This is a genomic window from Streptomyces guryensis (assembly GCF_021261325.1).
Classification (GTDB): Bacteria; Actinomycetota; Actinomycetes; order Streptomycetales; family Streptomycetaceae; genus Streptomyces; species Streptomyces guryensis.
Window position 1 is genome coordinate 18513 of sequence record NZ_JAJSBI010000044.1, and the last position, 14542, is coordinate 33054.

Genomic DNA, 14542 nt, shown 5'->3' on the forward strand with positions numbered 1-14542 from the left:
GTACGCCGTGGATCCCTACGGGCGAGGAAGCGAGCGGAGCTCCTCGCTGGGGTTCTTCGTCGGCCGGTGACATCGGCCACGGACATCGGCCGCCGACACGGAAGGGGCCCGGAGGTTCAGCCTCCGGGCCCCTGTCACATCCGCACGTCAGTCCTGCTGCCGCTTCGGCCGCCACACCACCAGCGCGCTGGTCTGCTGCACCTCCTGGTACGGGACCAGATCGCGGCGGTACGACGCATGCACCGCCGCCTCGCGCTGCTGCATCGCCGCCGCGGCGCCCTCGACCGCCGCCTGGAGTTCGGCGCAGCGCTGCTGGAGCGCGGCGACCTGGTTCTCCAGTTCGATGATCCGCTTGATGCCGGCCAGGTTGATGCCCTCGTCCTGCGACAACTGCTGGACGGTGCGCAGCAGTTCGATGTCGCGGGCCGAGTAGCGGCGGCCGCGGCCGGGGGTGCGGTCGGGCGAGACCAGGCCGAGGCGGTCGTACTGGCGCAGGGTCTGCGGGTGCAGGCCGGAGAGCTGGGCCGCCACCGAAATGACGTAGACCGGGGTTTCCTCGGTCAGTTCGTACGGGTTGCGTCGACGGCCGTCCATCTCTGTCATGCTCCCTTCGCGGCCTGGAACAGCTCCGCCCGCGGGTCCTCGCCCGCGGTCGCCTCGCGGTACGCCTCCAGTGCGTCACGAGCCTTCCCCGTCAGGTCCGCCGGGACACTCACCTCGACGGTGACCAGGAGGTCGCCGCGGGTTCCGTCCTTGCGGACCGCGCCCTTGCCGCGGGCCCGCATGGTGCGGCCGTTGGGCGTGCCCGGGGGCAGTTTCAGGGTGACGGGAGGGCCGCCCAGGGTGGGGACCTTGACCTCGCCGCCGAGCGCCGCCTCGGTGAAGGTCACGGGGACGGTGACGGTGAGATTGTCGCCCTTGCGGCCGAACACGGGGTGCGCGTCGACGTGCACCGTGACGTACAGGTCGCCCGCCGGGCCGCCCCGCTCGCCCGGTGCGCCCTTGCCGCGCAGCCGGATGCGCTGGCCGTCCGACACCCCGGCCGGGATGCGGACCTGCATCGTGCGCGAGGACTTGGCGCGGCCGCTGCCCTTGCAGACCTCGCAGGGGTTCTCCGCGATCAGACCGCGGCCCTTGCAGTCCGGGCAGGGGTCGGTGAGCGAGAAGCCGCCGCCGGAGCCCCGCGCGACCTGGCCGGTGCCGACGCACGTCGGGCACACCCGCGGGTTGCCGTTGGCGTCGCCGGTTCCCGAGCAGGCCTTGCAGGGTGACTGCGAGGACATGCGCAGCGGGACCGTCGCCCCCTCGATCGCCTCGGTGAAGCTGAGGCTGACCTCGGTGTCGATGTCCTGGCCGCGCCTGGGCTGCACCCGGGTCGTACCGGAGCTGCCGCGGTTGAACAGGCCCCCGAAGACGTCACCGATTCCGCCGCCGAAGCCTCCGGAACCCCCGCCGCCCTGGGCGCCGCCTCCGAAGAGGTCGCCCAGGTCGAAGTTGAAGGAGCCGCCTGCGCCGCCCGGCCCGGGGCGGAAGCCGCCGTTGCCGAAGAGGGCGCGGGCCTCGTCGTACTCCTTGCGCTTCTTGGGGTCGCCGAGTATGTCGTTCGCCTCGGAGATCTCCTTGAAGCGCTCCTCGGCCTTGGCGTTGCCCTTGTTGGCGTCCGGGTGGTTCTCGCGGGCGAGCTTCCGGTACGCCTTCTTGATCTCGGCCTCGGTGGCGTCCTTGGGGACGCCGAGGACCTTGTAGTAGTCCTTCTCGATGAAGTCCTTGGTGCTCATCCCCGACGCCCCTCCTCTCTCATCGGTACGGCGGTCGGTACTGCGATCGGTTCAAGCTCAGCCCTCGTCCGGGCCACCGCTCTCCTTGTCGTCGGCCGTCTCCGCCTCGTCGGACTTGACGGTCTGCGCCCCCGGCTGGGGTTCGGCGACGGCCACCCGCGCGGGGCGGATGGTGCGCTCGCCGAAGCGATACCCGGGCTGCAGAATCGCCACGCACGTCGTCTCGGTGACGTCCGGCGCGTACGAGTGCATCAGGGCCTCGTGGATCGTCGGGTCGAAGGGCTCGCCCTCCTTGCCGAACTGCTGCAGTCCCATCTTCGCCGCGACGGTCTCCAGCGACTCCGCGACGGACTTGAATCCGCCGACGAGTTCGCCGTGGTCGCGCGCGCGGCCGATGTCGTCGAGGACGGGCAGGAGCTCGGTCAGGAGGTTCGCGATGGCGATCTCCTTGACCGTGATCCGGTCCCGCTCGACCCGGCGGCGGTAGTTCTGGAACTCGGCCTGGAGCCGCTGGAGGTCCGCGGTGCGCTCCTCGAGCGCCTTGCGCACCTGGTCCAGCTGGGCCGTCAGGCCTGCGATCTGTGCTGCGTCCCCGGCCGGGGCCGCCCCCTCCCCCGAGGAGGGGGAGGCGGCCTGCGGCTCGGCGTCTTCGGGGGTGGCGCCGGAGGGGACGTCGGGCTTCTCGTCGAAGCCCGGGGTCTCCTCCGTCACGCGGCACCGTCCTTGCGCTCGTCGTCCACGATCTCGGCGTCCACGACGTCGTCGTCGGCCTTCGGGGCCTCGGCGCCGGCGCCGCCGGCGGCCTGCGAGGCCTGGGCGTCGGCGTACATGGCCTGGCCCAGCTTCTGCGAGACGGCCGCGACCTTCTCGGTGGCGGTGCGGATCTCGGCGGTGTCCTCGCCCTTGAGCGCGGTCTTCAGCTCCTCGACGGACGCCTCGACCTCGGTCTTGATCTCGCCGGGGACCTTGTCCTCGTTGTCCTTGAGGAACTTCTCCGTCTGGTAGACGAGCTGCTCGCCCTGGTTGCGGGTCTCGGCGGCCTCGCGGCGGGCGTGGTCCTCCTCCGCGTACTTCTCGGCCTCCTGGCGCATCCGGTCGACCTCGTCCTTCGGCAGCGAGGAGCCGCCGGTGACGGTCATCTTCTGCTCCTTGCCCGTGCCCAGGTCCTTCGCGGTCACGTGCATGATGCCGTTGGCGTCGATGTCGAAGGCGACCTCGATCTGCGGGACACCGCGCGGGGCCGGCGGCAGACCGGTCAGCTCGAACATACCGAGCTTCTTGTTGTACGCCGCGATCTCGCGCTCGCCCTGGTAGACCTGGATCTGCACGGACGGCTGGTTGTCCTCGGCGGTGGTGAAGATCTCGGACCGCTTGGTCGGGATCGTCGTGTTCCGCTCGATGAGCTTCGTCATGATGCCGCCCTTGGTCTCGATACCGAGGGACAGCGGGGTCACGTCGAGGAGCAGGACGTCCTTGACCTCACCCTTGAGGACACCGGCCTGCAGGGCGGCGCCGATGGCGACGACCTCGTCCGGGTTGACGCCCTTGTTGGCGTCCTTGCCGCCGGTCAGCTCGCGGACGAGCTCGGCGACGGCGGGCATACGGGTGGAACCGCCGACGAGGACGACGTGGTCGATCTCGTTGATGGAGATGCCGGCGTCCTTGATGACGTTGTGGAACGGCGTCTTGCAGCGCTCCAGCAGGTCGGCCGTCAGCTGCTGGAACTGGGCCCGGGTGAGCTTCTCGTCCAGGTGCAGCGGGCCCTCGGCGGACGCGGTGATGTAGGGCAGGTTGATCGAGGTCTCGGTTGACGACGACAGCTCGATCTTGGCCTTCTCGGCAGCCTCACGCAGACGCTGCAGGGCCATCTTGTCCTTGCCGAGGTCCACGCCGTGACCGGACGCGAACTGCTTGACCAGGTAGTCGACGACGCGCTGGTCCCAGTCGTCACCGCCGAGGTGGTTGTCGCCGTTCGTGGCCTTCACCTCGACGACGCCGTCACCGATCTCCAGGAGGGACACGTCGAAGGTGCCGCCGCCGAGGTCGAAGACGAGGATCGTCTGGTCGTCCTTGTCGAGGCCGTACGCGAGCGCGGCCGCGGTGGGCTCGTTGACGATACGAAGGACGTTCAGACCGGCGATCTCGCCGGCCTCCTTCGTCGCCTGGCGCTCGGAGTCGTTGAAGTAGGCCGGGACGGTGATGACCGCGTCCGTGACCTTCTCGCCCAGGTAGGACTCGGCGTCGCGCTTCAGCTTCTGCAGGATGAAGGCGCTCATCTGCTGCGGGTTGAACTGCTTCCCGTCGAGCTCGATCTTCCAGTCCGTGCCCATGTGGCGCTTCACGGAGCGGATGGTCCGGTCAACGTTCGTGACCGCCTGGCGCTTGGCGACCTCGCCGACCAGCACCTCACCGTTCTTCGCGAAGGCGACGACGGACGGCGTGGTCCTGGCACCCTCGGCGTTGGTGATGACGGTGGGCTCGCCGCCCTCCAGAACGCTGACGACGGAGTTAGTCGTGCCCAGGTCGATGCCGACCGCACGTGCCATGGTGAATTCCTCCAGCTGACTTGAGTGGAACGGACTCAAGTGTGCACGACGCCCGCCGATGGGTCAACAGACCTGAGTCGGACCGACTCAACTCTTATCCGTTCCTTACACGCAACTGGCCGCTGACCTGCGTCGACTGCGTGGGCACGGCCCGCCGGAGACCGTACACAGGCACCCGAAGGAGTAGGAGTACGACGACCAGCGCCACCGCCCCCACCCAGTACACCCCGGAGTGGGCGGTCCAACCGATGTGCATGAGCACCCCGACGAGCACCCCGGCGAAGGCCCCGATACCGGGCAGCACGGTCGCGCCCTGCGGCGTGAGCCCCAACCGCCGCAGCCGGTGGGCGACATGGTCGGGCCCGCCGCGCAGCAACGGCCGCCCGGCCAGCCGCCGCGACAGGACCACCAGGAGTACGTCGGCACTCGCCAGGGCGGTGAGCGAGAACAGCACTCCGGCACTGGGGGCGAGCCCGTACCCGGCCCGGGTGAACACGGCCGAAGCCGCGAGCAGGAACCCCGAGAACAGCGACCCGCACGCGCCGAGCCCCACGCGCGCGGGAGGCCAGTTGTGCATGAGGAACCCGGTCAGCGCGGCGGCCAGCACGCTCAGCAGCACCGCCAGCCCGTCCATCAGCTCGGCCGCCGCGCAGGCGCCCACCCCGAAGGCGGTGAGGACGCCCACGGTCCCCGCGAGCGCGTCCGCGTGGTCGAGCGCCTTGAACCCGATGGCGACGAAGACGATCCACCCGACGGCGAGCAGCCCGGCCGGCACCCCGGTCTCCTGGTACGGCACGACGCTGGCCGCCGCGACGGCCGTACCGGCGACGAGGACCCGCGCCTTGACCCGCCCCACGTCCGCGACGAGCCCGAGCGCCGCGACGGCACCGCCCGCGACGAGCAGCCTCCCCACCCCGGCGCCGAGGGGCGCGACGCCGGTCCGGTCCATGGCCACCGCCACCGCGCAGGTGGCGAGCACCACGGCCGTACCGCCGAGCAGCGGCACGGGCCGCTGCCGCTGCCGTCTCCGCTCGACGATCCCGAGGCGCAGCGCGGGCACCCGGAGCAGCGCCGTGAGCACGGCGGCGAGCAGCAGGGCGGTGGTGGCGGCGGCGATCCCGTATAGCACGGGTCTAAGTTAGGCGCAAATGTACCAATTTGGCATGAATAACACGATCGCATCGTCACAGACCCTTGAGGCAACCCTCAGCGACGCAGATCACCGCACGCCCGGCTACAGTGCGACGGATGATGGGGGTAGTCTCAGTCGGACCACATAAGTTACCGCTTAGTAATGACCCTCGCAGGCCCGAGGAGCCCCCAAATGCAACTCGCCGCGATCATCGTGTCGCTGGTCCTGACCGTGGTCGGCGTCGCTCTGCTCGCACGCGCCATCGGTCAGTTCGTCCGGTACTTCAAACTGGGCCAGCCGTTGCCCGCCGGCAGCCGGACCGACAACCCGTACGCGCGCAGCGTGACCCTTGTCAGGGAGTTCCTGGGCCACACGCGGATGAACCGCTGGGGCGTCGTGGGCTTCGCCCACTGGTTCGTGGCCGTCGGCTTCCTGACGCTGCCGCCGACCCTGGCGCAGGCCTTCGGCCAGCTCTTCCAGGCCGACTGGACACTGCCGGTCGTCGGCAACTGGCTGCCCCTGGAGATGTACACCGAGTTCATCGGTGTGATGACGGTGCTCGGCATCGTCGTACTCATCGCGATCCGGCTGTCGAACCTGCCCTCCCGCCCCGGCCGCAAGTCCCGCTTCGCGGGCTCCAAGTCGGGTCAGGCGTACTTCGTCGAGTACGTCATCCTCACCATCGGCCTCGCGATCTACGTGCTGCGCGGCCTGGAGGGTGCGATCCACCACGTCGAGGGCTACGAGGCGTCGTACTTCGCGTCGTACCCGCTGGTCCTGGCCTTCAAGGGGCTCGGCGTCAGCACGCTGCAGAACCTGGTGTACCTGGTCGCGATGATCAAGATCAGCACCTCGTTCATCTGGATGATCGTGGTCTCGCTGAACACCAACATGGGTGTGGCCTGGCACCGCTTCCTGGCCTTCCCGAACATCTGGTTCAAGCGCAACGCGACCGGTGAGACCGCGCTCGGCGCCCTGCAGCCGATGACGTCGGGCGGAAAGCCCATCGACTTCACCGACCCCGGTGACGACGACGTCTTCGGCGTCTCCCAGGTCGAGCAGTTCTCCTGGAAGGGCCTGCTCGACTTCTCCACCTGCACCGAGTGCGGCCGCTGCCAGTCGCAGTGCCCGGCCTGGAACACGGGCAAGCCCCTGTCCCCCAAGCTCCTGATCATGTCCCTGCGGGACCACGCCCACGCGAAGGCCCCGTACCTGCTCGCGGGTGGCGGCAAGAGCATGGAGGGCGAGGAGAAGGCCTCCGAGGAGCAGCTCGCCGAGGTGCCCGCGGCAGCGTTGGCGGAGGCCGAGCGTCCGCTGATCGGCACCGCCGAGGAGAACGGCGTCATCGACCCGGACGTCCTGTGGTCCTGCACCACCTGCGGCGCCTGCGTCGAGCAGTGCCCGGTCGACATCGAGCACATCGACCACATCGTCGACATGCGCCGCTACCAGGTGATGATCGAGTCCGCGTTCCCGTCCGAGGCGGGCACGATGCTCAAGAACCTGGAGAAGAAGGGCAACCCCTGGGGCCTGGCGAAGAAGCAGCGCCTGGAGTGGCTCAAGGAGGTCGAGTTCGAGGTCCCGGTCGTCGGCCAGGACATCGAGGACCTCACCGAGGTGGAATACCTCTACTGGGTCGGCTGCGCGGGCTCCCTGGAGGACCGCGCCAAGAAGACCACGAAGGCCTTCGCCGAACTCCTCCACATCGCGGGCGTCAAGTTCGCGATCATGGGCGGCGACGAGAAGTGCACCGGTGACTCCGCCCGCCGTCTCGGCAACGAGCCCCTGTTCCAGGAGCTCGGCATGGAGAACGTCATGGCGCTGAACATGGCGTTCGGCGAGGAGCTCGACGACGACGGCAAGGTGGTCCCGGAGTCCGCCAAGCCGAAGTCCGCGAAGAAGATCGTCGCCACCTGCCCGCACTGCCTGAACACCATCGGCAACGAGTACCCGCAGCTCGGCGGCGACTACGAGGTCATCCACCACACCCAGCTGCTCCAGCACCTCGTCGACGAGGGCAAGCTGGTCCCGGTCACCCCGGTCGAGGGCATCATCACGTACCACGACCCCTGCTACCTGGGCCGCCACAACAAGATCTACACGCCCCCACGCGAGATCATCGCCAACGTCCCGGGCCTGCGGAACGAGGAGATGCACCGCCACAAGGAGCGCGGCTTCTGCTGCGGCGCCGGTGGTGCGCGGATGTGGATGGAGGAGCGGATCGGCAAGCGCATCAACAACGAGCGCGTCGACGAAGCCCTCTCCCTCAACCCCGACATCGTGTCGACGGCCTGCCCGTTCTGCCTCGTCATGCTCACGGACTCCGTGAACGGCAAGAAGAACGACGGCAAGGCCAAGGAGTCCATCCAGGTGGTGGACGTGGCCCAGCTGCTCCTCGAATCCGTCAGGACTCCGGTCGACCCGGCCGGCGAGGAGGAGACGGAGACGGCGCCTGAGCCGGAGCCCGTGAAGTAGCCCGTACGCGCAGCGCGGGCCCCCTGTCCGGAGAAGGACAGGGGGCGCCGTGGTATCTGCCGCGCTCCAAAGGGGCGCGGGGAACCGCGCGACCAGCCACGACGGCGCCGCAGACGATCGACGGCCTGTCACGGCCCTTTCAGCGGAGCGTTACGCGCCCTTGGGCCCCGCCGACTGCACCACGTCGAAGGACCACAGGGGGCGGGCACTGGGGGGCGGTTGAATGTCGTGGTGAGCCACTACTGGACACCCGCGCATCAAGCGGTCGAGCAGGAGGATGCTGAGGCCCTGGCCCGGTTGCTGGCCGCCGGCTCCGATCCCGACGAGGTCTTCGGCAACATGACGCTGCTGACGCACGCAATCGACATCGAGGGTGATGGCTCCCTGCAGAGCGGGCAGCCGTTGACTGTGCACACCACGGCCGTGCTGCTGGCCTTCGGGGCTGATCCTGAGCTCGCAGACCCGGACGGCCGCACCCCCATGGACATGGCCAGTCGCTACGGCCACGACCTGGCGGTGAAACTGCTGCACGCTCACATCAGCAGACGAGCCGCCGAAAACAGCTGAGGGTGCAGGCGATGCCGGTGAAGGCGAGGAAGTGATCGGCCTTGCGCTCATAGCGGCGATGGAGGCCGGGCACTGGGAGAGGATCACTCCGGTGACACCGCTCTTCCGGACGGAGGACGACATCTGCACCTCTGACAAAGACTGAGCTTCTTCGGAGTTGCCGCTCCAGGGTGAGTACGGCTCTGGCGATTGAGGTCATGCGGTTTGGACGGCGTCGGGACCTGCGAAAGATCCGCCAGGACTTCAGGCGCGCGACACCGCGCTCGACCGGCGCCCCTGCCGCGGACAGAGCCCGGTTGACGGTCTTCTCGGTGAGGGCTGAGTTCATGCAGGGGTCTGCGTTCGATGCCAGTACTCACCCAGGGGTCGCCCGCCCTGGTAGGCGAGATCGGCCAGGATGGGGACGCCCTGGCGCTCGCAGATGCGGATGATCCGGTGGGTGCGGGCAGGGTCAGGTCGTGAGCTCGGCCTCCTCCGGCAGCGCGCGCCTGAGGGCGACGTGAGCGGCGCATGAGGGTGCGGGCGCGTTCGCTGACGGGTGCTGACTCGATGTCATCCCAGGTGGTGAGCGGGTGGTCGAGGCCGGCGCCTGTCTCGCTCGCTCCCTTGGTGACGTATTTGGCCACATACGCGGCGTGCGATTTTTCGATGGCCGGACCGATGTGGCAGGCCGCGTCCATCTCCTGGACTAGGCGCCCTTGGGTTCAGCCTGCTGCACGACCTCGAACGACCACAAGGTCGAACCCGACGCAGCGGGCTTCCGCTTCTCGCCGCTCTCCTCACCACCGCCCTGATGCGCTGCTTTCATGGGGCCCTCGAGCCAAGCCTGAAAAGACGCCTCGTCACGCCACCGCGTGTACACGAGGTAGTTGTCGGTGCCTTCGACCGGGCGGAGAAGTTCGAACCACTCGAACCCGTCGGAACTCTCCACGGCGTGAGCTCGGGAGGCGAACCGCTTCTCAAGCGTCTCCCGCTGCTCGGCGGGGACAGTCAGTACGTTGATCTTCACTACGCTCATGCCCCCATCCTGCCGCAGAGGTGATCAGGAGCACGTGAGCGGCTCAGGGGTACATCAGCGCACCTGTTGCGGCCGCAGCAGCTCGAACCACTCGAAGCCGTCCGAGTTCTCCACGGCGTGGCCCCGCGAGGCGAACCGCTTCTCCAGGACCTCACGCTGCTCGGCCGGCGCGGTCAGTGCATTGATCTTGACTACGCTCATGGCCCCATCCCGGCCGATCTCGCCCACCACGGCGACGACCCGGGTCGGTACCTGGCATCACACGCAGGTTCCTGTCGTGGCTCAGTCCCTGGGCCGGTGATGTGTGACCTGTTCTCGCGCGGTGCGCCAGCGCAGACGCGCTTGCTCAAGAATGCTGTCCCACTGGCGGCGGATCTCGTGATCCGACGGTCGGCTCCCCGCGCGGATCCGGGTGAGCTCGTCGTGCACCTCCCGTCCCAGCGCTGCGGAGGCCACGATCACCAGCATGGCCGCGAACAGTGCTGAGATCATCGCGAAGACGGCGCCGACTGCTCCGTACCGGGCGGAGTAGGAGTTGAACAGTCTCGGCAGGTATACGTTCGCGCCCACCGTGTAGGCAGCCGTCAGTACCGCCGCGATGATCCCGAAGGGGAGCAGCCTCGACGGGCCGATCCGTTTGGCGGACAGGATGCGGCCACTACAGGTGAGGAAGACCGCCGTCACCGGCGCCTCGGACAACGCCGCCGCCAGGCCGAGCCGGCCCTCGCCCAGCACCGCCTGGATCCAGCCCACGACCGCGGCATAGGCGCCGAGGCTCACGATCCACAGCAGGTCGTTGCGGGTGTTGCGCACGCTGAGGGGTTTGAGTTCCCAGGTTTGTTCGAACAGGCGCTGAACTGCTCGGGCGAAGCTCAGCGCCGAGATCGTCAGGAAGACGATGCCGAGCAGGCCCACGCTCGCGCTTGCGCCCTCCGGCGGATCGAGGAGCACCTGCACGGCTTCGGCGCCGGTGCCGGTGAGGTGGTAGCGGTCGATGATGCGCTCTGCCGCGTCGTAGTGCACGAAGCCGCTCAGGACGGCGCCGGTGAGGATCGCGAGGGGAACGAGCGCGGTCAGGGCGCTGGAGGCGAGCGCGATCGAGCGGTCGAAGCCCACGATCTTCTGGAAGCGGTTGATGACCCGCAGGGCGAAAGCCGGACGCAGCCAGAACGTCAGCGTTCTGACAAGGCGCTCGCGCGTGATGGCGCGTCCGGCGACACACGGCATGCCGTGCCTAGTAACGCAGAGCCCTGGCGACTTCGGCGCGGACGGGGCCGGACAGCTTGCGGTTGCTGCGAGCGGTGGCCTTGCCGTCCTTCCCCGCCGCGACCTCGTTGAGCGTCACCACGGTGGTGTCCAGGAGGTTCCCTGCCTGGTCACGGTAGTCGACCTGGACCAAGAACGACTTCGCGGAGCCCGCGCTGTTGTGCACACTCACGGCTACGGTGCTTCGTCCGTCGGCATCCGCGACCGGGGCGCCCAGGCGGACGTCGCCCTTGGCGTCGATCGCGTTCTTCACCTCGTCCAGGCGCCGTTTGACCTCAGCCGAGGCCGAAGCCAGCGCGGAAGCACCCTGCGAGGCCAGGGACGGCAGGGCAGAGGAGACCGCTGAGGCCGCCGAGGAGGCGACTGAGGCCGCCTTGCTGCGGCTGGTCGACGGCGTCCCCGAATTGTCGGAACAACCGGTCATTCCGGCCCCGGCGCAGGCCATCAGCAGCACGACCGCACAGCACCGGGTGGCCCCCTTCGTCAGACGTGCTGCCATGTCTTCTCCCCAGTCGGACCGACGGTTACCGACTCCCAGTCAAGGACGCCCGGCCGGTGACCGCACGCCGCACAGGGGTGCGCCAGCACACTTCACCCGTATGGCGCGACACCGCCCGCCAGGTCGGGTCGGGTCGGGCCAGGTCAGGTCAGGTCAGGTCAGGTCACAGCAGCCCAAGTCCGTCGCCCGTCCGTCGCCCCCCAAGGGCGGCACGTATCACCCCGGGTGAGCACCTCCGGTCTGCCGCAGCTCGCGCCGACGAGCACACCCAGTCGTACATCAGCGCACCTGTTGCGGCCGCAGCAGCTCGAACCACTCGAAGCCGTCCGAGTTGTCCACGGCGTGGCCCCGCGAGGCGAACCACTTCTCCAGCACCTCGCGCTGCTCAGCAGGAGCGGCCAGTACATTGATCTTGACTACGCTCATGGGTCCAGCCGTGCGTGGCGAGGTCTGCGGCGGTCGCCCTCTCGCCGGACGCGGCATCCGGCCGGTCGCCCACGCCGTCGCGTTGGCCATCGGTGTGCCGCCGGTTCCGTGCCGCCTCGCACGCCGGTGCCGAGCAGGTTTGCCCGGCACCGGCGTGCCCGCCGCGGACAGCGGCAAAGTGGTCGCTGGGCTGTGACCAGGGGGAGAAGGGTCCGGTGGCTTCCCGTGGGCTGTGGCTCAGTTCATGGTGAGGGCGGCGGAGTCGTTGCGGCCGTCCGGATCGAAGTCGGGCCGGTGGGAGTCGGCCGGATCCGGGCCCCAGACCAGCTGGACGCTGCCCGCGGCATGGGTGACCGCGTCGTCGACCCGCAGGGTCAGGGCGAAGTCGGTGACCTGTCCCTTGGGCACGATGAAGCCCGGCAGTGTGCAGACGTAGGGCCCCTTGGCCTCGGCGGTCGGATTGTTTTCCTGCCACGGAGCGCAGTTGGCCGAATGGCCGACCGCGGTGGTGCCGGGCGGGAGCGTCACCCAGGCGGTGGGTACTCCCTCACCGCCGCTGCGGTCGTACAGGGTCGCCGGACCGTTGGCGGCCAGGTGGAAGCCGAGGGTCGCGCTCGTGCCGGCACCCGCTTGAGCACTCGCGCCGGAGACTGCGAAGTCGGCCGTGTTGCGGGCCTTGAGGGAAGCGATCCCGTAGTCGGTGGCGTTGCCGGTCTGCGGCAGCGAGACGGATCCCGCCGGGGCCGACGAGTGCCGGCCTGCCTTGATCACCCTCAGTTTGAGCGCGGGCGCGGACTTTTTGCCCCACGTCCACCTGATGCCCTGGCCGTCCGGCCAGCCGGGCTGGCCGAGCGGCGCGGTGAGGACGTCGAGGTAGGTGAACAGGGCGGTGGAGTTCACCCGCAGACGCACCGGGGCGGACAGGGCGGCGGTCTCTGCGATGTTGATGGCGCCCTTGGGGTAGCACTTGGCGAAGTGGACGGCGCCGTTGGACCCGTACTGGCAGTTGGAGTAGTGGTCGGCGAAGTCCAGGCCCGGTGAGGCTGCCAGGACGGTCTGCACGCCGCGGGCGGGACGGTCGCCGACGTTGGTGAACTGGACCGGTTCCGTGAGGGTGCTGCCGACCTTCAGACCGGTGTGATCGGCGAGGCGGTTCAGGCCGAAGGACGGCCCTCCCACGGTGACCGATCCCGTGCCACCCACGATCTGCGCGTGCGCGGACCGGCCGGTGATCTTGTACGTTCCCGTGGCGCCCAGCCGGCTGCCTCTGAGTGCGGTGAGGGTCAGCTGGGTCATGGACCCGAGTCCGGTCTTCGGATCGGAGCCGGACTCGAACATCTCCGAGCACGTGGCGACCAGGCCGTGGGCGGTGCAGTTGCTCGAGAACGCCACCTTGGCGATCTTCGACAGACCTCGGGCATCCACGGTCAGCGTGGCATCGTCGGCCATGAGGTTCTTGGTCTTGGTGTGGAAGTCGAAGTACACGCCTGCCGTGGCGGGAGCGGCCGGCAGGGCAGCCGGAGTCGGCGCGTCCATAGTGATCACCGGCTGGCTGGAAACAGCAGCGGCCGGGCCCGCGACAAGCAACGATGCGGCCAGACCCGCAGCCGAAGCAAACACGGCGGTTAAACCGGTGAGGGAGTTACGTCTCATCAACGTCCTTATGTTTGAAGAGGTTTGCGTGGATTCACTGAACGGACCCGGTGAGACAAGCCAGTCATGTCCCCGGCGGTGACGAACGGCACGACCTTAGATCGCCGGTATGACAACCGCCCGTCCTTTCGGGGCATCGGCGCTGCGGTCCGTGCAGCGGAGGAAGGCAGCATCGCTCAGGAGCATCGTGACCGCGTGGCTGTCCCCCTGCGTGGGCCTTGGTGGTACTTCGGGGCACCCGTCGCGGCGCGAGGGCGGTTCGTCACAACAGGCGCTCGGCCGTGCCCAGGACGACGAGTTCGGTACCGTCCAGCACCTCCGAGAACGCCTGCGGCGCGCCGCGCATGTGGTGGTAGTCCCACTGCGCGCGGCGGATTGCCTGATCCGGGTGGCCGAGCCCGCGCAGCACGTCCCAGTGCAGGGCCTGGGCCCAGACGTACCCCGGGTCGCCGTCGACGTCCTTGTCCTCCTCGTCGATCGGGGTGTCCGCGAGCGCGGAGGTCAGGCGGTGGCTGTCCACGGGCCCCGCAGCGAAGTCCAGAAACGCAGCGGGGTCCGCGCCCACGGGGGCGTCGTCGGCGAGTTCATCGTCCCGGTCCGGCCAGGAGTCGTAGCGGTGGGCGCGAACTCCGTCAATATCGTGCCGTACGTGCTCGCGGCCTCACCTCCTGGGACGCGGTGACCCTACGCAGCGGTGATGTCGTGAGGCCAATGAAATAAGCCCACTTCAGTCCTGCCGCTGCAGGCCATGAGCACTCTCCGGCCTTCTCGGCCGGCCCGCGGACGGGCTCCCCCACGAGCACTCATGGAGCCGTCCCGAGGCCGCATGCCCCGGGCACCACCCGGGTGCCGGCCGTAGGCGACTTCGACGGGGACGGACGGGCGGACCTCGCCCTGCCCTCGTACCGGGGCGAGACGAGGGACAGCGCCGCCGTCCGTCCCGGCGTGCGGGAGGGGCTGGTGGGCGCGGAGCCGACGGTCACCTTCTCCAGATCGGTTTTCCTGGCCGACTGACGCGAAAACAACCTCAGGAGTTTACTGAAATCACGTACAACCCTTACGCCCCATCGCGGGTCTCCTGATCGCCGCCCGACCGTGAACGCGAGGACAGCTCCCGGCGAAAACGGTTCGGCGCGCACCCCATCTGACTGTGGATGCCCGCCAGGCATCCCCGCATGCCGC

The 14542-nt window shown here is 68.9% G+C and carries 14 protein-coding genes and 3 pseudogenes; 3 read left to right on the top strand and 14 right to left on the bottom strand.

All coding sequences use genetic code 11. The features are described 5' to 3' along the window. Window positions 1-147: 147 nt before the first annotated feature. The 5 genes from LJ657_RS45420 to LJ657_RS45440 form a co-directional block, all read right to left on the bottom strand. Window positions 148-594 carry a heat shock protein transcriptional repressor HspR gene (locus tag LJ657_RS45420; protein WP_232655622.1) on the bottom strand — a complete coding sequence of 149 codons (447 nt, stop codon included), beginning with the start codon at window positions 592-594 and terminating at the stop codon, window positions 148-150. 5 nt (window positions 595-599) lie between these two features. After that, complete coding sequence (dnaJ, locus tag LJ657_RS45425; RefSeq protein ID WP_232655591.1) at window positions 600-1778, bottom strand: molecular chaperone DnaJ; 1179 nt, start codon at window positions 1776-1778, stop codon at window positions 600-602. 57 nt (window positions 1779-1835) lie between these two features. Continuing rightward, a complete protein-coding gene (gene grpE / locus LJ657_RS45430) occupies window positions 1836-2489 on the bottom strand; it encodes a nucleotide exchange factor GrpE (protein WP_232655592.1) in 654 nt (217 codons plus the stop codon). Beyond that, the gene (gene dnaK, locus LJ657_RS45435; RefSeq protein ID WP_232655593.1) at window positions 2486-4324 is read right to left on the bottom strand and encodes a molecular chaperone DnaK; all 1839 of its coding nucleotides are present in this window, start codon (window positions 4322-4324) and stop codon (window positions 2486-2488) included. Before dnaK ends, grpE begins: the two co-directional genes overlap by 4 nt. Before the next feature lie 94 nt (window positions 4325-4418). Continuing rightward, a complete protein-coding gene (locus LJ657_RS45440) occupies window positions 4419-5453 on the bottom strand; it encodes an MraY family glycosyltransferase (RefSeq protein WP_232655594.1) in 1035 nt (344 codons plus the stop codon). A 195-nt stretch (window positions 5454-5648) separates the two neighbouring features. Here LJ657_RS45440 and LJ657_RS45445 point away from each other — a divergent pair, with 195 nt between their 5' ends. Next, window positions 5649-7931, top strand: a complete 2283-nt coding sequence (locus LJ657_RS45445) for a (Fe-S)-binding protein (RefSeq protein ID WP_232655595.1) — start codon at window positions 5649-5651, stop codon at window positions 7929-7931. A gap of 231 nt (window positions 7932-8162) precedes the next feature. Continuing rightward, a complete protein-coding gene (locus tag LJ657_RS45450) occupies window positions 8163-8498 on the top strand; it encodes an ankyrin repeat domain-containing protein (protein ID WP_232655596.1) in 336 nt (111 codons plus the stop codon). Here LJ657_RS45450 and LJ657_RS45455 read toward each other — a convergent pair. The 9 genes and pseudogenes from LJ657_RS45455 to LJ657_RS45495 form a co-directional block, all read right to left on the bottom strand. Continuing rightward, window positions 8470-8562, bottom strand: a pseudogene (locus tag LJ657_RS45455) (IS5/IS1182 family transposase); the annotation flags it as partial. The gene LJ657_RS45450 and the pseudogene LJ657_RS45455 overlap by 29 nt on opposite strands. 93 nt (window positions 8563-8655) lie before the next feature. Beyond that, a pseudogene (locus tag LJ657_RS45460) lies at window positions 8656-8968 on the bottom strand (transposase family protein); the annotation flags it as partial. A 218-nt stretch (window positions 8969-9186) separates the two neighbouring features. Beyond that, a complete protein-coding gene (locus LJ657_RS45465; RefSeq protein WP_232655597.1) occupies window positions 9187-9516 on the bottom strand; it encodes an antibiotic biosynthesis monooxygenase family protein in 330 nt (109 codons plus the stop codon). Window positions 9517-9570: 54 nt separating this feature from the next. Continuing rightward, window positions 9571-9717 carry an antibiotic biosynthesis monooxygenase family protein gene (locus LJ657_RS45470; protein ID WP_372488069.1) on the bottom strand — a complete coding sequence of 49 codons (147 nt, stop codon included), beginning with the start codon at window positions 9715-9717 and terminating at the stop codon, window positions 9571-9573. Window positions 9718-9798: 81 nt separating this feature from the next. After that, a complete protein-coding gene (locus LJ657_RS45475) occupies window positions 9799-10743 on the bottom strand; it encodes a YhjD/YihY/BrkB family envelope integrity protein (RefSeq protein WP_232655598.1) in 945 nt (314 codons plus the stop codon). 7 nt (window positions 10744-10750) lie between these two features. Beyond that, window positions 10751-11281: a hypothetical protein gene (locus LJ657_RS45480; protein ID WP_232655599.1), complete on the bottom strand. Its 531-nt coding sequence runs from the start codon at window positions 11279-11281 to the stop codon at window positions 10751-10753. Window positions 11282-11575: 294 nt separating this feature from the next. After that, window positions 11576-11707, bottom strand: a pseudogene (locus tag LJ657_RS45485) (antibiotic biosynthesis monooxygenase family protein); the annotation flags it as partial. 237 nt (window positions 11708-11944) lie between these two features. Further along, entirely contained in the window at window positions 11945-13243 is a 1299-nt protein-coding gene (locus tag LJ657_RS45490; RefSeq protein ID WP_232655600.1) for a hypothetical protein, read from the bottom strand. Window positions 13244-13622: 379 nt separating this feature from the next. Then, a complete protein-coding gene (locus tag LJ657_RS45495) occupies window positions 13623-13925 on the bottom strand; it encodes a hypothetical protein (RefSeq protein WP_232655601.1) in 303 nt (100 codons plus the stop codon). A 281-nt stretch (window positions 13926-14206) separates the two neighbouring features. On the opposite strand from LJ657_RS45495, the gene LJ657_RS45500 reads away from it, so the two are divergent. Beyond that, window positions 14207-14374 (top strand): FG-GAP repeat protein, encoded by a 168-nt coding sequence (locus LJ657_RS45500; RefSeq protein ID WP_232655602.1) that lies wholly within the window; start codon window positions 14207-14209, stop codon window positions 14372-14374. Window positions 14375-14542: the final 168 nt, after the last annotated feature.